We start from the raw sequence: 22,259 nt of genomic DNA, 5'->3' as shown, positions 1-22,259 counted from the left end.
AGAAAACTATCTTGACAGATCAGGAGAAAAGAATAATAATGTAATTACTTTAATAAAATAATTAATAAAAGATGATATACAATAGAAAGAAATTAAAGGAGGAGAATAAGATGCTTCAGCAGGTAATGACAAATCCAGGAGAGATTATTTTCAGAGAGGTTCCAGTTCCGGAAGTGGGAGATGACCAGGTTCTGGTTAAGATCATGAACATTGGTATCTGCGGATCAGATATCCACGTATATCACGGCAAGCATCCTTTTACAAAATATCCGGTAACGCAGGGACACGAAGTATCCGGTGAGATCACGGGACTTGGAAAGAATGTGACAGGCTTTAAGGTTGGCCAGAAAGTAACCATTGAGCCTCAGGTATACTGCGGACATTGCTATCCGTGCCGCCATGGAAAATATAATCTCTGCGAGGAACTGAAGGTTATGGGCTTCCAGACAACAGGAACAGCTTCTGAATTCTTTGCAGTAGATGCATCTAAGGTAACACCGATCCCGGAGGAGATGTCTTACGAGGAAGGTGCAATGATCGAGCCGCTGGCAGTTGCAGTCCATGCCGTGAAGCAGATGGGCGATGTAAAAGGGATGAACATCACAGTGATCGGTGCAGGTCCCATCGGAAATCTTGTCGCGCAGACAGCCAAAGGAATGGGGGCAGCCAGGGTTATGATCACGGATGTCAGTGACCTTCGTCTTGCAAAAGCAAAAGAGTGCGGCATTGATATCTGTGTAAACACAAAGGAGAAAAATTTCGGAGAGGCACTGGTAGAGGCGTTTGGTCCGGATAAGGCAGATGTGATCTATGACTGTGCCGGAAATAACATCACCATGGGACAGGCCATCCAGTATGCGAGAAAAGGCAGCGTGATCGTACTGGTAGCGGTATTTGCGGATATGGCAACCGTTGACCTTGCTGTTGCCAATGACCACGAGCTGGATATCAAGAGTACTATGATGTACCGTCATGATGATTATGTAGATGCCATTGATCTTGTAAATGCGGGGAAGGTTCATTTAAAGCCGCTGATCTCAAAGACATTTAAGTTCGCAGATTATCTGAAGGCTTATCAGTATATTGATGAGAACCGTGAGACAACCATGAAGGTTATCATCAATGTGCAGGAGAAATAGATAAGATTTGTATCTCCTGGAAACAAGCTCGGTACGGCAATTGGAACAGCATTTCCGACATCGTTGCCGGGAAAAGACGGCTGATAATATAAGCAATATAAGAAAAACTCCCGGATGTTGGCTGTCCGGGAGTTTTTTTACGAGAGTTTGTGTGGGAGCGTAAGATCATGCTGTCGGCGTATGGAACAGTTTTTCAAAATCTTCCTCACACATAGGACGGTAATACAAAAATCCCTGGATCTCATCGCAGCCTTCTTCTTTCAGAAATTCGGCAATATCTTCTGTTTCCACACCTTCACATACAATGGATTTTCCCATGCGTTTCAGCATGTGAAATACCTCCTGAAGAACAATTTTTGCATTTTCCGTAAGGGAATCGCCAAGGAATTTCCGGTCGATCTTTACTTCATTGAACAGCAGATCCTTTAAGGCATTCAGGGAAGAATATCCGGAGCCGAAATCATCCATGGAAATCTGTATGTTGTGCTGCTTAAGACCGCGGATCACACAGTTGACAGCTTCGGTATTGTTTACATAGGTGGATTCCGTGATCTCAAAGGTGAGACGAAAAGTGTCTACATGATAGGTGCGGATCAGTTCGCGGATCTTTTTGACAAAAATTTCAGGTTCTTCAAAATGCAGTGGAGAAACATTTAGGGAAATGCGGAAATCTGTCGGAAGCTGATCGGAAAATTTCTGAAGCCATTGGAAGGCTTTTTCGTAAACATAATAATCCAGGCTGATGACAAAACCATTCTGCTCAAACAATGGAATGTACACAGCAGGGGACCAGAGCATTTTTCCATTGCGGAGCCAGCGGACCAGGATCTCCGCACTGGAGATCTTTCCGGTGGCAGGAGATATTTTGGGCTGGAAATAGATCTGAAATTCTTCATTTTTCAGAGCCAGATGAAAGGAATGGAGGATTTCTGCCTGCATCTTTTCCTGTTGATCGATTTCTTTTGAATAGATACAGCAGGGCGGGATCATTTTTTTGGAAAGCCGTCTTGCCACATTTGCACAGGAAAGTACGGTTTCCGGAGAAATTTTTGCGTCCGGGATAAAACAGATCCCGGAATTTGTACGAAAGAAATTAACGTGGTAGGTATTACGTATGCGCTGACTGATCTGTTGATCAAGTTTTGCGATCCGGGACAGAAGCGCTTCGTTGGTAAGGTCTGTGATATCCACAATGCTGACAAATACATCGGAGAAAAAGCGGGTGGTAAAGACAGTAAAGGAAGCTCCTGCCAGCTCTTCGTAGATAATATTCAGGATCTCATTTCCAAGGGAATATCCGTACTTGTCATTAATATAATGAAAATTTTCCACATCTGTGGAAATCAGGGCGATAGCACGGGAGCTTCCTGTATTCTTCTGGATCTGCCGGATTTTTTTAGAAAGAGTCTCGGAAGAGATAGCCGGAATCACGGTATTGCCGGAGTTGGAAGAAGGAGTAAGTTTTTTGATAGCTGCGATCTTTTTTAGAGATTTGTCCTGATACATTTTTTTATCTGCAGCGTTGATCAGATCCTCCATCATGAAGTAGTGATTCTGGAAACTGACTTCATATCCGACAGCATAGCTTAAGGGCAGTGTGGTCCGTGTATTGTATTCCTGAACAAGGGAATACAGCTTATCAGCCATCTCATGAAGCTCTGAGAGACTGGTATCCTGTTGGATCAGGATAAATTCATCGCCGCCGTAGCGAGCCAGAAAGCTGTCGGAATCCAGGATACGGGTGAGACAATAGGTGAAGGTCTGGATAAATTCATCGCCTTTTTCATGTCCGTAAGTGTCGTTGACATATTTCAGATTGTTCAGGTCAAACATCATTACGCCAACACCGAATGTGCTTGGGCGGTTGCTCAGCTCCTGAATAAACTTTTCCAGAGATGTTTTGTTGTGAACGCCGGTGATATCCCGGAATGCATTTATGATAAGACGTGAGAGAAGCTCTCTCTGGATCAGGGTAAGTGCCAGGGCTGCAACAAGAAGTGCCAGAGTTGCCTCCATAAGCCGCAGCATCGGATGGTATGAAGTTTCCGGACTCTGAAGAAACTTCAGAAGATAGAAATCCATAATTAACAGGCTTACAAGCGCAAGCAGGGTGATTTCGCAGAGATGAAGAACACTTTTTTCTTTTTTCATAGATAAAATAAATCTCCTGTTTCATATAAATAAAGGGGGTACATTTTTTTAAGTCTGCACGATGATCATTTTGGCAAAAGCCTGATTGATACCGATCTTGCTTTCTTTGATGCGGACGATATACGAACCGAAAAGAACAGATACGATGCGGATGGTTGCTCCTTCGATAAATCCCAGAGTTTCCAGATGGTGGCGGTCATCTTCATTTCCACATATTTTCTGGATCGTATAATCAGTGTTGATATCAGCTAAATTTAGTGGCATAGTTCCTCCGTAAAATGTTGTGTGTGAACAGTAAAAACGAAAAGATATTCGTTACCATAAATTAGTTACAACTAACATTATAACGCAATAAAAATCTGTGTCAATGAAAACAGACAGGAGCAGTTATTGTAGAGTTTGTGAAAATACGTTTTCAGAAATGCAGGCTGTCCGTCTGTAAAAAACTGTGCTAAAATGAGCAGAGAGGAATTTGTCAGAGAAAGATGCGGACAATGAGACAGAATACGGAAGTCCGACTGACAAGATAAAACGATGTATTAGAAACGTAATACAGATCATAAAGACGAGGAGAGAATATCATGGAGAATATTTTTCACAGAGTAAGTATCCGTAAATATGAAGATAAACCCGTAGAGAAGGAAAAACTCCTTCAGATCCTGAAAGCAGGTATGCAGGCGCCAAGCGCGTGTAATCAGCAGCCGTGGGAATTTTATGTTGTGACAGATAAGGAGAAGATACTGGAACTTTCCAAAGCCACTCCCTATTCAGGATGTGCAGCAGGTGCACCGGTTGTGATCGTTCCGGTATATCGGAAAGAGGGATTGCCTGTTCAGGATATGGCACAGATCGATATGTCTATCGCACAGGAGAATATCTGGCTGGAAACGGATGCACTGGGACTTGGCGGCGTGTGGATCGGAATTGCACCGCTTAAGGATCGTATGGCGTTGGTCCATGATATTCTGAAGCTTCCGGAGAATGTGGAGGTATTTTCTCTTTTTGCCCTGGGATACCCGGCAGAGAGCAGAATGCAGCAGGATCGTTTTGATAAAAGCAGGATCCACTTTGTAGAATAAAAAAAGCCTTCTTTGAGGAAGATAACATCCGGAAACAGAAGAAGTCTGAATGTAGTGAAAAATACCAATAAATCCTCTGAAAATTTGTGCAGAACGCATTTTGCATGATCGGGATTTTTACGATAAAATGTAAGTATAAGAACTGAAAAACTGCATTAAATGAAAGAGGTGAAGGGTATGAAGGAATATGAGATCATTATTGAAACCATTAATCCTTGCGGTGGCGATCGTCATTCTCAGCAGGAGATCGTTGAAGCAAAGATCGAGAGTCCGGAAGCTTTCGTAAAAGAAAAAGGAAGATTTCCGATCATTGATAAGATCGAGAATCCCGATGGCGGAGTCGTGATTGTAACCGGTGACGGAAAAGGATACATGGTAAGATATACATTTTCTGAATAATGGATAATGCGGCGTATGTGGCGGAAAACGGATCGTAAAGCAGAGCTGGGATCAGATCTGGCTTCGTTACATACGCCGTGTTTTGGCTTTTACCTAAAAAATGCATAAAAAAACATATGCAAATTTGTAAAATATATATAAATTATTTGTTGAATTTTTATAAAAAAAGGAGTAAAACATTAGATAAATAAAAAAGAGAAATGCATGGAACAGGACAGACCACAAAAAGCAGGCCGGATCACAGAGAGCCGCAGGCTGATGAGAAGCGGCAGAAGGTATTTTGTGATATCACCTGGGAGCATCCCGCTGAATAGAAATCTTTAAGTAAGCCGGGACGTAGTCTTCACGTTACAGAAGAGGCTGTTTGAAGAGACAGCATTAAGTGGTTGTATTTAGTGATAAATATGAGAATACAGAGTGGTACCACGGAACATTCCGCCTTTGTTATCCGAAAGGATAGCAGGGGCTTTTTTAATATATAAAAATACAAAGGAAAGAGAGTTGATATTATGAACGGAATAACAATGATGATCATAGCCATTGTAGTTCTCGGAGGCGCATATCTTCTGTATGGCCGTTATCTCCAGAACAAATGGGGCATTGATCCGAAAGCAAAAACTCCGGCATACGAAATGGAGGACGGAGTTGATTATGTACCGGCTGATACAAATGTAGTATTTGGACATCAGTTTGCATCCATAGCAGGTGCAGGTCCCATCAACGGACCGATCCAGGCCGCAATTTTCGGTTGGCTGCCGGTTCTGTTATGGATCCTCATCGGTGGTGTATTTTTCGGAGCTGTGCAGGATTTTGCATCCATGTATGCATCCGTAAAGAATAAAGGACGTACTATAGGATATATCATCGAAGCGTATATCGGAAAGCTTGGAAAAAAATTATTTCTTTTATTCTGCTGGCTGTTCTGTATTCTGGTCGTTGCCGCATTTGCAGATGTTGTAGCAGGAACCTTTAACGGATTTGTCGCAAATGATGCAGGAACAGTTACAAAGGTAGCGGCAAACGGAGCTGTTGCAACCACTTCCATGTTATTTATATTTGAGGCTGTTGCACTTGGATTTTTCCTTAAATATACAAAATTCAACAAATGGGTCAACACTGCAGTCGCAATTTTACTGCTGGTAGCAGCAATTGTGCTGGGACTTAATTTCCCCATGTATGTAAGTCTTGGAACCTGGCATATCATCATTTTTGTATACATCCTGATCGCCAGTGTCGCTCCTGTATGGGCACTGCTTCAGCCACGTGATTATCTGAACAGCTATCTGCTCATTTTTATGATCGTCGGTGCGGTTATCGGTGTATTTGTTGCCAATCCTTCCTGTAACCTGAAGGCATTTACAAGCTTTAACGTAGACGGACAGTATATGTTCCCGATCCTGTTTGTAACCATTGCCTGCGGTGCTGTTTCCGGCTTCCATTCACTGGTATCTTCCGGTACTGCATCCAAGCAGATCAAAAATGAGAAAAACATGCTTCCTGTTTCCTTTGGAGCAATGCTGATGGAAAGTATGCTTGCCATCATCGCACTGATCGCAGTTGCATCCTTTGCAGACGGTGAAGCAGCAGCACAGGGACTTACAACACAGCCGCAGATTTTTGCAGGTGCTATCGCAAACTTCCTTTCTGTAGTTGGCCTTCCGCATTCCCTGGTATTTACCCTGATCAACCTTGCTGTATCCGCATTTGCACTGACCTCTCTTGATTCTGTGGCCAGAGTCGGACGTCTGTCATTCCAGGAATTTTTCCTTGATTCTGATACAGATGAGGAAAACATGAGCCCGTTCCTGAAGGTAGTAACAAATAAATATTTCGCAACAGTCATTACACTGGTACTTGCCTACATGCTTACAAAGGTCGGCTATGCAGAAATCTGGCCGCTGTTCGGCTCCGCAAACCAGCTGTTATCTGTACTCGCTCTTGTAGCCTGTGCAGTATTCTTAAAGAAAACAAAACGTCAGGGCTGCATGCTCTGGATCCCGATGGTATTCATGATGGCAGTTACCTTCACAGCACTTGGCATGACCATCACAAAGCTTTCAAAGGCACTGGTAACAACAGGGCTGGATCTTGGAAACACCTTACAGCTTGTATTTGCAGTATTACTGCTGATCCTTGGTGTACTGGTAGCAATCCAGGGCGTGAAGAAACTGCTTGAGAAGACAGATGATAAAAAAGCAACAGCATAATATTATCGGATGAGATCACGGATTTCTGTTTGGCTGAAGAGGCATAAAAGGTGCTGATCGTACTGATGGATTTGTTAGTGTATTGCAGCAATTCTTTACCTTCCTCCAGCTTGCTGCGCAAAATAAATGCGCTGACAGAAAAACCAAGGGTCTTTTTAAATAATCAGGAAATGATGGCTGCGATGATGGAAGGAATGCCGCTTCGTCAGTTGTTAAGCTTCGTTCCCGGAATTAAAAGAGAAATGCTGGAACAGATGGTTGGTGCTTTAAACGAAGGCTTTGCATATAATAAAAAAAATGTATCAATGGAAATGAAAGCCTTATGCCAGATCAGAAAATAGAGAATCTTCTTAATCTTGCCATGAATGCCCTGCCGCAGGAACGGGCAAAATCGGAAAATCTGAATGTGGGATATGATCCCACCACCAGGTTGTGGGATGTGATCGTGAAATACAGTGGCCCGGAAAGCGGACTTGGTGGTGAGCGGATCCAGGTGGTCCCGCTGCTTGGTGGTTATGCAGTAGTGACACTGCCGGAAGCGGAAATTTCTGCATACTCAGTCAGAGAGCAGATCGAGTTTATAGAAAAGCCCAAGAGACTCTACTTTGAGACCTTTGAAGAGCGGGAGGCAAGCTGCATTTTACCAGTGCAGAATGGAGCCGATGGCTTAACCGGCGAAGGTATTTTGGTGGGCATTGTGGATTCCGGAGTGGACTATTTCCATCCGGATTTCAGAAACGAGGATGGCAGTACCCGGATCCTGCGACTGTGGGATCAGAGTGTAGCTGGAAATCCACCGAAAGGCTATGTATCAGGAACTGAATATACGAAGGAAGAAATTGATGAGGCGCTTGCACTCGGGGAAACCGAAGGCAGGCGCCTTGTTCCGTCTGGAGATTTCAGCGGACATGGAACAGCAGTTCTTGGAATAGCAGCAGGAAATGGGAGAGCATCGGATGGAGTGAATCGAGGCGTTGCGTATAGAAGTGATCTTCTAGTGGTAAAAATGGGAAATCCACGGGAAAATTCATTTCCGCGGACAACGGAGCTGATGGAGGGTATTGATTACCTGATACGGCAGGCAGTGAAGATGAGAAAACCGATCGTTATAAACGTCAGCTTTGGGAATAATTATGGTTCTCACAGAGGGGATTCTCTTCTGGAAAACTATATTGATACAGTTGCGGCCATGGGGCGGACTGTGATCGTTACAGGAACCGGAAATAACGGCAGCCAGCCCTGGCATGCAGGAGGAATCCTGCAGCAGGGGAAAACAGAAGAAATCCAGTTGGCGGTGGGAGCTTTTGAGCCCACATTAAATGTACAGTTATGGAAGGATTATGAAGATGAGATGGAAATTTATCTGGAAAGTCCGTCCGGAGAACGGATCGGTCCATTATATGAAAGGCTGGGTCCACAGCGGCATCTGCTGGAAAATACAGAGCTTTTGATCTATTATGGAAAACCCGGTCCCTATCAGCTGTCCCAGGAAATCTACATAGATTTCATTCCTGAGGGTAATTATGTGGATAGCGGTGTCTGGAAAGTTCTTTTAAGTGGAAAACGTGTGCGCTCCGGACAGTATTTCCTCTGGCTGCCGGGTGGAAATGTACTGAATCGCGGAACCGGGTTTTATTCTCCGCGGGCTGTGGGAACTTTGACGATTCCTTCCACTGCCGGAAAAGTTATTTCTGTTGGAGCTTATGATTCCAGACAGAATGCCTACGCAGATTTTTCCGGAAGGGGAAGTCAGTTCTTGCCGATCCGGAAGCCTGACCTCGCAGCTCCCGGTGTATCCATCTCCGCCCCGGTTCCCGGCGGAGGCTACGCCACTGTCACCGGAACCTCCTTTGCGGCACCCTTTGTCAGCGGAAGCGCAGCTCTGCTTATGGAATGGGGGATCGTGAAAGGAAATGATCCGTTTCTTTATGGGGAAAAGGTGAAGGCGTATCTGAGGAAAGGCGCACAGAGTGTGGGCGGATATGAGGAATATCCGAATGTGGAGGTGGGATGGGGACGGTTGTGTCTGGCAGAGAGTATCCCATACGGCATATCCTGAACATATAGAAACGGACAGGATTTTCAGATACGAGCCTTATGATCCTGACATTGATATGAAGATGAATTCAGTTACTGTCAGAGATGCTAGTGCAAATGGCGAAGCATTCACGCATAATGTAGATAAACAAAAACACAAATATAAAAAGAAGGAGGATTGGGTATGGGATTATTTGATAAGAAGATCTGTGATATCTGCGGAGAGAAAATAGGTTTATTAGGCAACAGAAAACTGGATGACGGAAATCTGTGTAAGGATTGTGCAAAAAAATTGTCACCATGGTTTGAAGACCGGCGGCACAGTACGGTAGAGGATATAAAACGTCAACTGGAATATCGTGAAAAAAACAAAAAAGCCGTAATGGATTTTTGTATAACACGTCAGATCAATACCAGAAATTACAATGTTTTTATTGATGACAATAAGGGGAATTTTACTGTTGCACGGAAGCTGGATGTCAATGAAAATCCGGATATAGTTCCTTTATCCGCTGTTGTGCAGTGCAGAGTTGATGTAGAGCGACAGCAGAACGAGGAAACATATACAACAAAGGATGGAGAAACCGTAAGCTATCAGCCACCGGTATATAAGTATGAATTTGATTATACTATGCGTATTAAAGTAAAAACTCCATGGTTTGATGATATGGATTTTCGTTTGAATACTTTTTCCATAAGCAGCGATAACAGAGGTGAATTGATGGAAGTGGAGCAGACAGGTCATCAGATCATAGCCGCCCTGACACCAAATGCGGCTGGAATGCAGCAGCCCGGAATGAACATGAACAGCGGAATGCAGCAGTCCGGGATGTACATGAACAATGGAATGCAGCAGTCCGGAATGAACATGAACAATGGAATGCAGCAGCCCGGGATGAACATGAACAGCGGAATGCAGCAGTCCGGGATGTACATGAACAATGGAATGCAGCAGTCCGGAATGAACATGAACAGTGGAATGCAGCAGCCTGGGATGAATATGAACAACGGAATGCAGCAATCTGGAATGCAGATGAACAACGGAATGCAGCAGCCCGGCGGTTTGTGGAAATGTCAGTGCGGTGCAGAGAATACCGGAAGATTCTGCGAATACTGTGGCCAGCCAAGACCATTTTGAGTGATGATAGACAGAGTGGACAGAATTGTTCACTCTGTTTGTGATAACAGGGGTTGAGAATGGATGGTTTCTCTGAAAACTATATAATAAAATAGAACTTTATAGTATACTTATCACAGAGGTGTATTGATGAGAGAGGAATTTTCATGACATACAATAAAAAAAGGGCACTGTCGTATGGAGGAATCCTGATAAGTGTATTTCTGGCGTATTTCTGCAGGCTGGGAAGACCGGAAAATGTTTTTATGAGAAATCTCGCAGATCAGTGTCGTAACTGTATTTATCTGGGAATGTATTGTGCCTGGGTGATTTATCTGGAAAAGCATGTAGTGCATAGAAAAACGCGCAGATGTCTGACTGCAATTGGCTGTCTGATGGTCTTCTGGTTTTTTGTACGGACAGTAAAATTTCATATTTTTCATGATCCGCTTGGAGAACATATCTGCTGGTATCTGTATTATATCCCGATGATCCTGATACCGGTCCTTGGACTGGCAGCAGCGATGTTTCTTGGTGAAAAGGACGGCGAGAAAACGGGCAGAAAAATTATTGTTTTGCTGGTTTTTGCGGTGATTATGATCGTCTGTGTTTTTACAAATGACCTGCATCAGCTGGTGTTTCGGTTTTCCGGGCGGCCTCCGTTTTCGGACAGAGATTACAGCTATGGTATTCTTTTTATAGTGATCCAGGGATGGATCATATTTTGCCTGATATGGATGGAAATTATGCTGATCAGAAAAAGCAGGATTCCGGGAAGAAAGCAATTTTGGCTGCCGGTTATTCCGGGAATATTGCTTCTGGGATGGAATATCGGGAATTTACTCCGTCTGCCTCTGATCAAAACAATTGCCGGAGATATGACAGCGGTATGCTGCCTTTTGATGGCGGCAATTTACCAGGGATGTATATTATGCGGCCTGATACAGACGAACAATCGATATTTTGAATTATTCCAGACCTCCGGAGGACTGGATGCAGAGATTACGGATGATTCCTTTCAGCGTTATTATCATTCCGGTGATTTTCCTGAGCTGTCACCGGAACTGCGTAAAATTGTAATAAACAGATCAGCTGTACAGGAACAGGGAATCCGGATCAACCATATTCCTATAAGAGGAGGACATTTGTTCTGGTCAGAAGATATTTCGGTGCTTCTGGATCAGTATCAGGATATCCGGGAACAGCAGGAGGAGCTGACTGCCAGAAATCGTCTGCTGCAGAAAACCTATCAGAAAGAAGCTGAGCGGAGAAAAACAGAAGAACAGAACCGACTGCTGAACATGATACAGAATCAGACAGCCGGGCAGCTGGAATTGCTGTCACAGCTGATGGATGAGCTGGAAAGAACGGAGCCAAGGGAACACTATGACCGGATCCTGGGAAAAATCGTGGTTGTTGGTACATATTTAAAAAGAAGAAAAAATCTGGTATTGACACAATATGCATCAGACGGAAATCTGCTTACAATGGAGGATCTCAGACAGAGTCTTGCGGAATCCTGTGACAGCTTAAAATTATGTAAGATCCGGGCAGCTTATTATGTCGAAAATGGTGAAGTGCAGCTGAATGCAGATGATATACTAAAATGCTATGATACCTTTGAATGGCTTGTGGAACGATTGTTTGATACAATGCAGTCTGTTTTTTACCGTGTGTCGCAGATCGATGATGCTTTGCGGATCTCGGTTCATATTGTAGCAGAAGCAGATCTTCGGGGATTAATGTCAGAAAGACCGGAATTAAATGTGCAGCAGGAAGATGAAAACGAATGGTTTATCGGATGTATCGTATTCAGAAAGAGAGGCGGAAGATGACTGATTTTGCGGAATGCAGTATGGCAATGCAGGATTTTTTGATGATCCTTCTTGAAATCTGCCTGATTCTGGAATTGATCCTTCTGTTGATCAGGATAACCTGTTTTTACGGGAAAAAGAAAATTATAACAGCAGTGACTGTTTTTGCAGTTTCTTTTATGCTTATGGGGTTCCTGATGAATGATCACAGATATTGCCAGGGGGAAAGCGCATATCAGCTAATGCTCCGAATGTGTCCGGTCAGTGTTTTGATGGCAGCGATGGTGGTATTGTTGCTTTATCTTTGCTGGGCAATCTGGAGAGAGAGACGCAGATATCATCATTCTCTGTCTTACTGGTCTGTGAATGAAGCTGTTGATGATGTTCCATGTGGGGTGTGTTTTTCGGATCCTCTTGGAAGGATCGTTTTATGCAACACTAAGATGCATGAACTGAGCAGGATAATGACAGGCTCCTATCTGCAGGATTATGAGGCATTGCGGAAAGTAATAAATGGAGGATCCGAAGCAGAGGGACTTCGCAGATTAAACAGTGACAGTAATGTATTTTATTTTCCGGATGATTCCGTCTGGATGTTTCAGGAATATCGTCTGCAGGAGCCGGATTGTGCAGGATATCTGCAGACAGTGGCAGTTAATGTATCAGAAATTTATTACAATGGTGAAAAGATCAGAGCAAATAATGAAAAGCTGGAAATCCTGAATCATAAGCTGGAGGAAATGTATGAAAAAATCGGAGATAAAATAAGAGAGCAGGAGACACTTGCCATGAAAATGCAGGTTCATGACAATTTTGGCCGAAGCCTTCTGTCAATACGCAGGATATTGGAAAGAAAAGAAAATCAGGATAAAATGGATGAACAGCTATCTGCACTAAAGCATCTGGTCTATATTCTTACAGATTCTTCTGTTGAGAATATGGAAGAATTATGCGCGGATACGATCAGGCATGCAGAAGAACTTGGAATTTATGTTCAGATCAGCGGGAATTTTCCTCAACATCCCTCCTACAGGCTGCTGACAGACAGAGCGATCCGTGAATGTGTGACAAATTGTGCCAGACATGCCCATGGAAGTACAGTTCTGGTGAAGATAGAAAAAGGTGCAAATGAATACAGCATCCGGATAACGAATGATGGAGATGCACCTGAAAAAAATGCAGAAGAAGGTGGTGGTCTGTCTGCACTGAGAAAAGCTGCGGAGTCAGAGAAATGTATTATGCAGGTTTCTTTTTCGCCGGAGTTTTGTCTGGTGTTGAAAATGCCACTGACAGAAAGGATGGGAGTCTATGGTACGGATACTGATAGTAGAAGATCAGAGGATCATGCAGAAGTATTTTGAAAGTATTATTATGCGGGAACCGGAATTCCGACATGTCCAGACAGTTTCGGATGCCTGTGAAGCTGTAAAGATCTGCTCTTACTCGGCAATTGATCTTGTGCTTATGGATGTGCAGACATTTCATAATCATGATGGGCTGAGTGCCGGAAAGATCATCAGGGAAAAATATCCATATACAAAGGTATTGGTTGTTACTTCGCTGATCGATCCCAAGGTGCTGGAAAGAGCAAAGAGCGGATGTGCAGACAGTCTATGGTATAAGGATCACGGTGAAGAGGAAATACGGAGTGTGATCTACAGAACGTTAAATGGGGAGCATGTATTTCCGGATGTGGCACCGGAGGTGGAACTTAACTGGATCACAAGCGGTGATATCAGTCCCAGACAGCTGGAGATGCTGCGCCTGTATATTCACGGGATGTCATATTCCGAGATCGCAAGGAAAATGGACTGTTCTGCTTCTGGGGTGAGATGGAATTTTCAGGAAATGATTGCCAAGGCGGGATACAGCTGCAAAGAGGATCTGATAGCAGCTGCACTGGAAAGTAAACTGATCGTAACCACACTGAAATAGAAGATCCACAGAATGCAGAAACATATTCGGACAGAGGGAGTTTGGCGTGAGCTGACGGAGCATTCACAAATATAGCATAAGATTTTGAATAATAGGAAAGAGGAAATAGACATGAGCGATTTTTTGACAGAAAAAAATAAAAAAACAGGAATACTTGGGAAACTGAAATGGGTTCTTTGTGGCTTTTTTATACTTTTTTCCCTGGGAGCTATTGGCGCATCGGAGAAGTATATTGGTGAAGGGCGCTGGGGAATGGCAGCAACAGAGATCATACTTGGATTGCTGTTTCTGTATCCAACCTTCCGGGAAATTCAAAAAGCATTAAAGAAGAAAAAAGCTGGAGAAATTGCCTGCTGGTTTGAATCCTATGCCCAGAATACTGTCTCATTTGAAAAGTTTGAGCAGGAACTGGGAAAAGGTGCAGTGAAAAAGCTGGAAAAATTTATTGCGGGGGGATATATCCGGAATATCCAGATAGACAGAGAAGGAAATTATATTATGATCACTGCACCGAACAGACGCGTAAATGAGAAGATCTATATTACAGTTACCTGCCCCAGCTGCGGTGCAAAGAATCAGGTAATAAAAGGTCGTCTGAGCACCTGTGAATATTGCGGACAGCGTCTTACCCCATGACAAAAGACACCTGTCGGATCTGCCCTGTTAAAGATAAAATCCTTGTGCAATATGCTCAATGCATAAAAAGGATATTTTATAAACAAAATTATATAAGTTGCATATAACTAACGCATGCAGCATAACAGAAGTTGTACAAATATCCGTACATCCATAGACGATTGGGATGAAATCATAGAATAAATTTATAAAAATAGCTAATAAAACTGGATAATATGTTCAAATTATGGTACATTTATTGTAGCGGTCAGAGGAAATACTGCGGCCTTTTTTGGGACCGGGATTTTCGAAGGGCTGAACAAATAACAAAGAACTTATTTATTTGGTTTTATTGTTTCTTTCCTGGGAGTGCAGAGAAGGAGGGAACGGATAAGAGCAGATAATCATAAGGATATAATCTTTATAAGGAAGGTGAGCAATTGGAAAACTATACTAAGTACAAGCTGAAAAGCAGTGATGAGCTTGCATCAGTGCTGAACGGCAGGGACAATCTGTTTGTAATCGCCTGTAACAAGTGTTTCAAGGAATTTGAGACCGTTGACGAACCGGATTGCGAGGAATTCCTGAAATTTGCTGCGGAGCAGGGAAAAACCGTCACAGGCAGTGCGAAATTCGATTTTCTGTGCAACAAGATGCACACAGAAAGAAAATTACAGGATCTGCTGCCGGAAGGTACAGAGAATGTAGTTGTGATCTCCTGTGGTCTTGGTATCCAGACTGTTGCAGATCTGACCGGTAAGCCGGTGATCGCAGCAAGTAATACCCTTAACTACAGAGGCCATCACGGCATGGCACTTACCAAAAAGAGCTGTGATGCATGTGCACAGTGCTATCTGAACATTACCGGAGGCGTCTGTCCTATCGTCGACTGTTCCAAGAGTCTTGTGAATGGACAGTGCGGCGGAGCAAAGAACGGGAAATGTGAAGTGGATCCTAACAAGGACTGCGCATGGGAGAAGATCTACCAGAGACTGGCAAAACAGGGTCGTCTGGAAGAGTTCCTGAACCAGCCGGTACAGGTACGTGATTACTCCAAGGTTAACTTTAAGGTGATCAATGATTACGTGAAGTCTATTAGAGAGGACAGACTGAACGGATACTATGGTGGCGTTCATCCGTCAGAGCACAAGGAATTCAGCGAGCATATCGATTTGAAGAAATTCCCGGATCCGAAGACGGTTGTGATCTCCATGTCCCAGCATCTTGGTGCACCTGCTAACCCGATCGTGGAAGTAGGCGACACAGTAAAGGTTGGACAGAAGATCGGAGAAGCTGCCGGATTTATCAGCGCACCGGTACATTCCAGTGTAAGCGGAACCGTAGTTGCTGTTGAGCCACGTATGCATGGTACAAGAGGCAGTGAGGTGATGGCAGTTGTCATCGAATCCGACGGAAAAAATACTCTGCACGAATCCGTACAGCCACATAAAGCCCTGGACGAACTTACACCGGATGAGATCATTGAGATCGTAAAGGATGCCGGAATCGTTGGTATGGGTGGTGCAGGTTTCCCGACCTGTGTTAAACTGAAACCTGCGAAGCCGGTTGATACCATCCTTCTCAACGGATGTGAGTGTGAGCCATATTTAACAGCAGACCATAAGGTTCTCCTTGAGTTTGCTGATGATATTATTTTCGGTCTGAAAGCGATCCTTAAGACAACAGGTGCTGAGAAGGGCATCATTGTCATCGAGGATAACAAGCAGGATGCGATCGAATTAATGCAGGAAAAAGTTGCCGATATCGGAAATATGGAAGTTTTTGTTGCAAGAACCAAATACCCGCAGGGTGCTGAGAAAACTCTCATCAAGCGCGTCATGGGCAGAAAGGTTCCAAGCGGCGGCCTTCCGGCAGATGTTGGCGTTATCGTAGATAATATCAGTACTGTAAAAGCGATCTCCGATGCGATCCAGAAGGGTATGCCGCTGATCGAGCGTGTTGCAACCGTAACAGGCGAGAAGATCAAGAATCCTGGCAACTTTATCATCAAGATCGGTACCAGCGTAAAAGAGCTGATCGATTACTGCGGTGGATTTACAGATGACGATGTTCTGGTCAAGATGGGCGGACCTATGATGGGATTCCCTCTGAACACTCTGGAGGTACCTATGATGAAGGGCTCCAACGGTATCATCGCCATTGATACAGACGAGACCAAAGAGCAGCCATGTATCAAGTGCGGACGCTGTGTGGACGTATGTCCGATGGAACTTTCTCCTCTGTATTTCGTAAAATATGCGAAAGAAGAGAACTGGCAGGGCATGAAGGACATGAATGTCATGGACTGTGTTGAGTGCAGATGCTGTCAGTATATCTGTTCTTCCAAGATTCCGATCATTAACAGTATCAAAGCCGGAAAAAATGCAGTAAGGGGGATGAAGTGATATGTTGATTACCCAGTTAAAAGCAAAAGAAACTATCGTATCACTGGCAGCCGGAAAGAAAGTTTTTATCATCAACTGCCATGGATGCAAGGAAGTTCGTTTTCCGGAAAAAGAAGCTGTTGAACTTCAGAAGGAGCTTTTCGCTGAAGGAAATGTGACAGGGATCATGACAACGGATTATATCTGTAATCCGGAAAATATGCAGTTACGTCTTCAGAAACACATGGATAAGATCAGGGAAGCGGATCTGGTCCTGGTATTCTCCTGTGGTGTTGGTGTACAGACCATCGCAGAATATCTGGAAGACAAGATGGTATGCGCAGCCTGCGATACATACCCGGTACCTGGTTTCCAGGGTGTAACACCGTTAGAATATAAATGTGACCAGTGTGGTGAGTGTTATCTGAACCTTACCGGCGGGATCTGCCCGATCACAGCATGCTCCAAGAGTCTTGTCAACGGCCAGTGCGGCGGTTCCAAGAATGGTAAATGCGAGGTGGACAGTGATATGGAGTGTGGATGGGAGCGCATCTACAGACGTCTGAAAGAGATCGGACGCCTTGACGCACTGAAATGCCCGACACAGATCCATAATTTCGCTACAGATGATGAAGTGAAATAATAAGCAAAGATTTATTAAGAAGCCAAATTAAATTATGATACGGTTCATCGGAAATATTCCGCAATGTATGTTGCAGAGCAGGTGGACCGTACCCCAAATTTTAAATGATTGGAGCAAATATAATATGAAAATGAAAGAATTATTCGACCGTGGTGAATTTGTAGTTTCTGCAGAAGTAGGACCGCCAAAAGGGATCCATGTAGATGAACTGGTAGAAGAAGCCAAAACTTATCTCAAGGGCGTTCATGCAGTCAATGTAACAGATAACCAGTCTTCGGTTATGCGTCTTGGATCTCTTGCAATGTGTAAAGTTCTCAAAGACGCCGGAATGGATCCGATCTTCCAGCTTGCATGCCGTGACAGAAACCGTATCGCACTGGAGTCTGATCTTTTAAGTGCTGCTATGCTTGGTATTGAGAACATCCTCTGTCTGACAGGTGACCATACGAAGATGGGTGATCATCCGCAGGCAAAACCGGTATTCGATCTTGATTCTGTATCTCTTCTTCATACAGTACAGCTTCTCGAGTCCGGTGTAGATCTTGGAGGAAACCAGCTGGTTGGTGAGCCTCCGAAATTCTCCAAGGGTGCCGTTGTATCTCCATGCAGCGATTCCGTTGACGCTCAGCTTGCAAAGATGGAAAGAAAGGTTGCTGCAGGTGCAGACTACTTCCAGACACAGGCTGTATTTGAGCCGGAGAAATTCATCAAATTTATGGAAAAAGCAAAACAGTTCGGAAAACCGGTACAGGTTGGTATCATCATTCCGAAGTCTGCTGGAATGGCTAAGTTCATGAACAACAACGTTGCCGGCATCCATGTTCCGGATGAGATGATCGAGGAGCTGAAAGCTGACAAAGAGAAGACAAAAGCTGGTATCACAGGTGTTGAGATCGCTGCACGTATCATCAAAGAGTGTAAGCCATACTGCCAGGGTGTACATATCATGGCACTTGGATGGGAATCCAAGATCCCGGCACTTCTGGAGCAGGCTGAGATCTGATCAGAACGATTGCTTTATAAAAAATAACCAGAAAAGCTGTCCGGAACCGGATGCAGGAGATGCACACCGACCGGGCAGCTTTTGTGTAAGAAAAAGCTTCTTTATACGGAAAAACTCTTCGGGAAGCCTGCGGGATCCACAGCGGAAGAATTCTAGCTTAAGAGGTAAAGAGACGATGGAAAGTATTATTATCGGGATCGCCGGAGGGTCAGGCTCCGGCAAATCTACATTTACAAACAGACTGAAGAAGCATTTCGGAGACGATGTGGTGGTGATCTATCATGACAATTACTACCGCAGACAGGACGGAATTCCTTTTGAAGAACGTGTGAAGGTGAATTACGATCACCCGGATTCACTGGAAACCGATCTTCTGGTCGAGCATCTCAAAGAACTCAGGGAGGGCAAAACCATCCAATGTCCGGTATACGATTACAGTCAGCACAACCGCTCCGACAAAGTGCTGAAGATCGAACCAAGACCGGTCATTCTGGTAGAGGGAATCCTGCTTCTTGCAGATCCCCGTATCCGAGATCTTCTGGATATCAAGGTTTATGTGGAAGCAGATGCAGATGAGAGGATCTTAAGACGTATCTCCAGAGATGTGGAGGAACGTGGACGGGATTTAAACGGAATCATCGATCAGTATCTTACCACAGTAAAACCGATGCATTATCTGTACGTGGAGCCCACACGGGCGAAAGCAGATATTGTGATCAACAGCGGTAAGAATAATGTGGCCTTTGATCTGTTTGTGTCAAAAATCGGGCAGCTGCTGAAAGAACTGAAAAAATAATAAGTAAAATAAAAAGCATGTCATACTCTAGGACAGAGCGGATCAGATTGTATCCGTCTGGCTGTGTATGACATGCTTTTTTGACCGGTTCAGGTGAATATGTCTGTATTCACACGCTCTGTGTAAATTTCTCTACATAATATAAAGCTGCACCAATGGCAGGTGTATACTGCCCGTGGGTGCCGACCAGAATCTGGCTTCTGTCCAGGGTGAATGGTGCGTCTGTGTTGATGTGTTCTAACAGATAATTAATATCTTCTTCTGTAAAATAAGGTGCCAGATATCCGCTGATGATGATCGGTGCATCGATGATCAGGTTCAGATTTTTCATGGCAAAGGCCAGATGGTTCAGATAATCTTCCCAGTGCTCAGCAAGCCGGGGGGATTTTTTTTCGCGGAGCAGAGGGAAAAATTCCTTCACAGGCATCCCGGCAGACTGTTCCAGAGCGTTGGCAGAGCAGTAGGTTTCCAGACAGCCATGGTTTCCGCAGTAACATAAAGGGCCGTCAGGATTGACGCACATATGCTCAAGGGTTCCGCTGTGCATGGAACTTCCCTGATGAATTTGATGATTGGTGATAATGGCACCGCCCAGGTTTCGGTTCAGAAGGAACACGACAGCACTGTCAAGCTCCGGGTGATTCCACAGCTCCAGAAAAGCAGCGGATTTGGAATCATGTTCCAGATGGCAGGGGTAAGGAAGATGCCGGGAAAAATCCTCCAGTTTCATTCCGGTATTGTTCATGATGTTTCCGTAGATCACAGTGGAATTATCCGGAGAAGTGATCCCCTGTGTGGCAATGGAAATACCCAGGATCTTTTCATTCGGATAGTGATTTTCTGCGATGAATTTTCGTACTTTATCGGTCAGCTGTCTGTAATATTCTTCTGTGTTGGAATAGGGAAGAGCAATGGTTTCTGTATAAAAGGCATTTCCATATAAGTCGATTGCTGTGATATGGAACATGTTTTTCAGGATCCCGATTCCAATGGAAATCCGGAAATCCGAGACGATCTGGATGGCCTGGGCCTTTCGACCACCTGTGGAATCAAAATATCCGTTTCTGTCAATAAGCCCTTCTTTTTCCAGCAGGTTCAGGTTCTGGCTTACGGTGGAAAGCCCCATCTGAAGATCCTGGACGATCTGCATTTTGGAAGTCTGGTGTGTTTTGTATATATATTGGTAAACCTTGGAGCGGTTTATTTTTTTTAAATTGATGGTGGTTAATCCTTTTTCACTCATGAGATTCTCCTGATAAAAGTAATTATAGATATGTTTAAGTCGTGACATGCTCCCACCACTTAAATCTTACGATTTTGAAGTGGGGGCTTCCTGCTCGATTACCCTTTAGGGCAAAGCTAAAACAGGCTATCCCCGCGTGTCCCGCGGTTTTGTTTTTTATGTTTATCCGGTTACGGATTTTTTTCTTGTGCCGTCAGGCACATTCTTTATAGATTCTTTTTCCTTCTTCACGGATGTTGACTGCTGCATTCACATCCCGGTCCATCCTGTTTCCACATTCACAAACATACATTCTATCCGACAATGCCAGTTCCTTTTTCTTATGTCCGCATAGACTGCAGATCTTGCTGGATGCAAAATAACGGTCTACTTTTATAAGATGTTTTCCACATTCTTCCAGCTTGTATCCCAGCATGAACAGAAACTGCCCGTACCCGTTATCCTGCACACCTTTCCCAAGGTGCAGCCCTCCGGACATTCCCTTCAGATTCAGATCTTCCACACATACTGCATCATATCTTTCCGCAAGCTCCCTACTGAGCTTATGCTGGAAATCTTTTCTCTGATTCTTTATCTTTTCATGACATAAAGCTACCCTTTTTTTCTGTTTCTGATAGTTCCGGCTTTCTTTTTCACAGTGAGAGAGCTTTCTCTGTTCTCTTGCAAGTTTTTTCTCTGCTTTTCTGTAAAACATAGGGTACCCGGCTCTTTCTCCTGTAGAAAATACACACATTCCCTGCATGGCAAAATCGATCCCAAGAAATCTCTCTGCCGGTCTTTTTTCCACTGTTTGGTTCTCACAGCAGAACAAAAGGCTGGCAAAATATTTCCCGGATGGCTCACGGCTCACAGTTACAGACTTCAGTTTCCAGTCTGATGGAATCTGACGGTGAAGTTTTATCCTTATGACGGACATCTTTGGAAGCTTCAGATGGGTATCCTGCAAAAGGATATTTCCGTTTAGTGCATTGGTCGTATATGAATTTCTTGCATGCTTCTTTGATTTATAACGTGGAAATCCGCAGGCTGGTTCCCGAAAAAACTTCCGGAACGCACTTTCCAGATGCAGCTGCGCATTCGCCAGGGCAAGGGAATCCACCTCCTTCAGCCATGGATATTCCTTTTTATATCCGGCCGGTGTGTTCCGGAGCATCTTTTTTTCTTTCTGGTAATAGCTGATCTTATCTGCAAGCATCTGGTTATAGATAAAGCGGCTGCAGCCGATTGTTTGCTCTATCTGAACTCTCTGCTCTTTATTTGGATAAATCCTTATTTTTACGGCGCGGTTCATTCTTCTCACCCTGGCTTTCTATATACTGCCGTATCGTTTCAATCGTTGCTCCGCCTGCACTGAGCAGACCGAAGATCTGACCCCAGAATGCATCTTTCATGGTCTAACTCCATTATATTTATCATCCTTTTTCTTATATCAACGGATATGTATTTATGAACTAATTGTTCTTTTCAGCATACTACATCAGGGAAGGGAGAACAAGTGTTTCTTTTATACTATAGAGATTTTTTTGAGCAGACATGCTCCGATGTGCAATTCATCTCACCACCTGAAGAGGTGAGAGAATTCTTGCTACATTTGTTAAATGTATTTTAGTATAAATTTGCGGGAAATGCAATGTAGGGGAGAACGGGTAAAAGTAAACAAAAAAATAAGAGTAAAATTAGACGCTTTGCCAATAGAT

General features: G+C 43.9%; 20 protein-coding genes. 15 read left to right on the top strand and 5 right to left on the bottom strand.

Annotated features, from left to right (window positions below; all coding sequences use genetic code 11):
• Positions 1–110: 110 nt before the first annotated feature.
• On the top strand, positions 111–1,139 hold the full coding sequence (locus NQ489_RS15785) for a zinc-dependent alcohol dehydrogenase (protein WP_015526214.1): 1,029 nt from the start codon (positions 111–113) through the stop codon (positions 1,137–1,139).
• A 165-nt stretch (positions 1,140–1,304) separates the two neighbouring features.
• Here the strand turns inward: NQ489_RS15785 and NQ489_RS15780 are convergent, their stop codons facing one another.
• The gene (locus NQ489_RS15780; RefSeq protein WP_021652739.1) at positions 1,305–3,290 is read right to left on the bottom strand and encodes a GGDEF domain-containing phosphodiesterase; all 1,986 of its coding nucleotides are present in this window, start codon (positions 3,288–3,290) and stop codon (positions 1,305–1,307) included.
• A 48-nt stretch (positions 3,291–3,338) separates the two neighbouring features.
• On the bottom strand, positions 3,339–3,554 hold the full coding sequence (locus NQ489_RS15775; protein ID WP_021652740.1) for a FeoA family protein: 216 nt from the start codon (positions 3,552–3,554) through the stop codon (positions 3,339–3,341).
• Positions 3,555–3,871: 317 nt separating this feature from the next.
• Between NQ489_RS15775 and NQ489_RS15770 the strand changes: the two genes are divergently transcribed.
• The 14 genes from NQ489_RS15770 (at position 3,872) to udk (ending at position 19,319) form a co-directional block, all read left to right on the top strand.
• The gene (locus NQ489_RS15770; RefSeq protein WP_021652741.1) at positions 3,872–4,369 is read left to right on the top strand and encodes a nitroreductase family protein; all 498 of its coding nucleotides are present in this window, start codon (positions 3,872–3,874) and stop codon (positions 4,367–4,369) included.
• 177 nt (positions 4,370–4,546) lie between these two features.
• Positions 4,547–4,768, top strand: a complete 222-nt coding sequence (locus tag NQ489_RS15765; RefSeq protein WP_015526212.1) for a hypothetical protein — start codon at positions 4,547–4,549, stop codon at positions 4,766–4,768.
• Between the two features lie 509 nt (positions 4,769–5,277).
• On the top strand, positions 5,278–6,975 hold the full coding sequence (locus NQ489_RS15760; protein WP_021652743.1) for a carbon starvation CstA family protein: 1,698 nt from the start codon (positions 5,278–5,280) through the stop codon (positions 6,973–6,975).
• A 50-nt stretch (positions 6,976–7,025) separates the two neighbouring features.
• A complete protein-coding gene (locus tag NQ489_RS15755) occupies positions 7,026–7,316 on the top strand; it encodes a hypothetical protein (protein ID WP_022426196.1) in 291 nt (96 codons plus the stop codon).
• A complete protein-coding gene (locus tag NQ489_RS15750) occupies positions 7,298–9,034 on the top strand; it encodes a S8 family peptidase (protein ID WP_021652745.1) in 1,737 nt (578 codons plus the stop codon). Before NQ489_RS15755 ends, NQ489_RS15750 begins: the two co-directional genes overlap by 19 nt.
• Before the next feature lie 162 nt (positions 9,035–9,196).
• Positions 9,197–10,150, top strand: a complete 954-nt coding sequence (locus tag NQ489_RS15745; RefSeq protein WP_021652746.1) for a DUF4428 domain-containing protein — start codon at positions 9,197–9,199, stop codon at positions 10,148–10,150.
• A gap of 146 nt (positions 10,151–10,296) precedes the next feature.
• Positions 10,297–11,964 (top strand): histidine kinase N-terminal 7TM domain-containing protein, encoded by a 1,668-nt coding sequence (locus NQ489_RS15740; protein ID WP_021652747.1) that lies wholly within the window; start codon positions 10,297–10,299, stop codon positions 11,962–11,964.
• Positions 11,961–13,304: an ATP-binding protein gene (locus NQ489_RS15735; protein ID WP_021652748.1), complete on the top strand. Its 1,344-nt coding sequence runs from the start codon at positions 11,961–11,963 to the stop codon at positions 13,302–13,304. Before NQ489_RS15740 ends, NQ489_RS15735 begins: the two co-directional genes overlap by 4 nt.
• Entirely contained in the window at positions 13,252–13,878 is a 627-nt protein-coding gene (locus NQ489_RS15730) for a response regulator transcription factor (RefSeq protein WP_022426201.1), read from the top strand. Before NQ489_RS15735 ends, NQ489_RS15730 begins: the two co-directional genes overlap by 53 nt.
• Before the next feature lie 111 nt (positions 13,879–13,989).
• On the top strand, positions 13,990–14,514 hold the full coding sequence (locus NQ489_RS15725; RefSeq protein ID WP_022426202.1) for a hypothetical protein: 525 nt from the start codon (positions 13,990–13,992) through the stop codon (positions 14,512–14,514).
• Between the two features lie 419 nt (positions 14,515–14,933).
• A complete protein-coding gene (gene rsxC, locus NQ489_RS15720; protein WP_021652751.1) occupies positions 14,934–16,898 on the top strand; it encodes an electron transport complex subunit RsxC in 1,965 nt (654 codons plus the stop codon).
• Position 16,899: 1 nt separating this feature from the next.
• Positions 16,900–17,520: a methylenetetrahydrofolate reductase C-terminal domain-containing protein gene (locus NQ489_RS15715; RefSeq protein ID WP_015526189.1), complete on the top strand. Its 621-nt coding sequence runs from the start codon at positions 16,900–16,902 to the stop codon at positions 17,518–17,520.
• A 124-nt stretch (positions 17,521–17,644) separates the two neighbouring features.
• Positions 17,645–18,523, top strand: coding sequence for a methylenetetrahydrofolate reductase (locus tag NQ489_RS15710; protein WP_015526188.1), 879 nt, complete (start codon positions 17,645–17,647; stop codon positions 18,521–18,523).
• A gap of 175 nt (positions 18,524–18,698) precedes the next feature.
• The gene (gene udk, locus NQ489_RS15705; protein ID WP_021652753.1) at positions 18,699–19,319 is read left to right on the top strand and encodes a uridine kinase; all 621 of its coding nucleotides are present in this window, start codon (positions 18,699–18,701) and stop codon (positions 19,317–19,319) included.
• Positions 19,320–19,428: 109 nt separating this feature from the next.
• Here udk and NQ489_RS15700 read toward each other — a convergent pair whose 3' ends face one another.
• From NQ489_RS15700 to NQ489_RS15690, 3 genes are all read right to left on the bottom strand, one after another.
• Entirely contained in the window at positions 19,429–20,562 is a 1,134-nt protein-coding gene (locus NQ489_RS15700; protein WP_044962240.1) for an ROK family transcriptional regulator, read from the bottom strand.
• Positions 20,563–20,755: 193 nt separating this feature from the next.
• On the bottom strand, positions 20,756–21,853 hold the full coding sequence (locus tag NQ489_RS15695) for an RNA-guided endonuclease TnpB family protein (protein WP_173740993.1): 1,098 nt from the start codon (positions 21,851–21,853) through the stop codon (positions 20,756–20,758).
• A complete protein-coding gene (locus tag NQ489_RS15690) occupies positions 21,816–21,953 on the bottom strand; it encodes a hypothetical protein (protein ID WP_199579967.1) in 138 nt (45 codons plus the stop codon). The genes NQ489_RS15695 and NQ489_RS15690 overlap by 38 nt, the downstream gene beginning before the upstream one ends.
• Positions 21,954–22,259 lie beyond the last annotated feature (306 nt).

It is taken from the genome of Blautia sp. KLE_1732_HM_1032, from assembly GCF_025147905.1.
Classification (GTDB): domain Bacteria; phylum Bacillota; class Clostridia; order Lachnospirales; family Lachnospiraceae; genus Blautia_A; species Blautia_A fusiformis.
The sequence above is the reverse complement of the archived record's forward strand: the minus strand, read 5'-3'. Positions and strand labels throughout refer to the sequence as shown.

Excerpts from the sequence above, each read along its gene's own strand:
- NQ489_RS15740 (WP_021652747.1), top strand. The coding sequence starts at position 10,297 with ATGACATACAATAAAAAAAGGGCACTGTCGTATGGAGGAATCCTGATA.
- NQ489_RS15765 (WP_015526212.1), top strand. The coding sequence starts at position 4,547 with ATGAAGGAATATGAGATCATTATTGAAACCATTAATCCTTGCGGTGGC.
- NQ489_RS15750 (WP_021652745.1), top strand. The coding sequence starts at position 7,298 with ATGCCAGATCAGAAAATAGAGAATCTTCTTAATCTTGCCATGAATGCC.
- NQ489_RS15745 (WP_021652746.1), top strand. The coding sequence starts at position 9,197 with ATGGGATTATTTGATAAGAAGATCTGTGATATCTGCGGAGAGAAAATA.
- NQ489_RS15760 (WP_021652743.1), top strand. The coding sequence starts at position 5,278 with ATGAACGGAATAACAATGATGATCATAGCCATTGTAGTTCTCGGAGGC.
- NQ489_RS15730 (WP_022426201.1), top strand. The coding sequence starts at position 13,252 with ATGGTACGGATACTGATAGTAGAAGATCAGAGGATCATGCAGAAGTAT.
- NQ489_RS15735 (WP_021652748.1), top strand. The coding sequence starts at position 11,961 with ATGACTGATTTTGCGGAATGCAGTATGGCAATGCAGGATTTTTTGATG.
- NQ489_RS15700 (WP_044962240.1), bottom strand. The coding sequence starts at position 20,562 with ATGAGTGAAAAAGGATTAACCACCATCAATTTAAAAAAAATAAACCGC.
- NQ489_RS15770 (WP_021652741.1), top strand. The coding sequence starts at position 3,872 with ATGGAGAATATTTTTCACAGAGTAAGTATCCGTAAATATGAAGATAAA.
- NQ489_RS15695 (WP_173740993.1), bottom strand. The coding sequence starts at position 21,853 with ATGAACCGCGCCGTAAAAATAAGGATTTATCCAAATAAAGAGCAGAGA.
- NQ489_RS15780 (WP_021652739.1), bottom strand. The coding sequence starts at position 3,290 with ATGAAAAAAGAAAAAAGTGTTCTTCATCTCTGCGAAATCACCCTGCTT.
- NQ489_RS15785 (WP_015526214.1), top strand. The coding sequence starts at position 111 with ATGCTTCAGCAGGTAATGACAAATCCAGGAGAGATTATTTTCAGAGAG.
- NQ489_RS15715 (WP_015526189.1), top strand. The coding sequence starts at position 16,900 with ATGTTGATTACCCAGTTAAAAGCAAAAGAAACTATCGTATCACTGGCA.
- NQ489_RS15710 (WP_015526188.1), top strand. The coding sequence starts at position 17,645 with ATGAAAATGAAAGAATTATTCGACCGTGGTGAATTTGTAGTTTCTGCA.
- NQ489_RS15725 (WP_022426202.1), top strand. The coding sequence starts at position 13,990 with ATGAGCGATTTTTTGACAGAAAAAAATAAAAAAACAGGAATACTTGGG.
- NQ489_RS15775 (WP_021652740.1), bottom strand. The coding sequence starts at position 3,554 with ATGCCACTAAATTTAGCTGATATCAACACTGATTATACGATCCAGAAA.
- udk (WP_021652753.1), top strand. The coding sequence starts at position 18,699 with ATGGAAAGTATTATTATCGGGATCGCCGGAGGGTCAGGCTCCGGCAAA.
- NQ489_RS15690 (WP_199579967.1), bottom strand. The coding sequence starts at position 21,953 with ATGAAAGATGCATTCTGGGGTCAGATCTTCGGTCTGCTCAGTGCAGGC.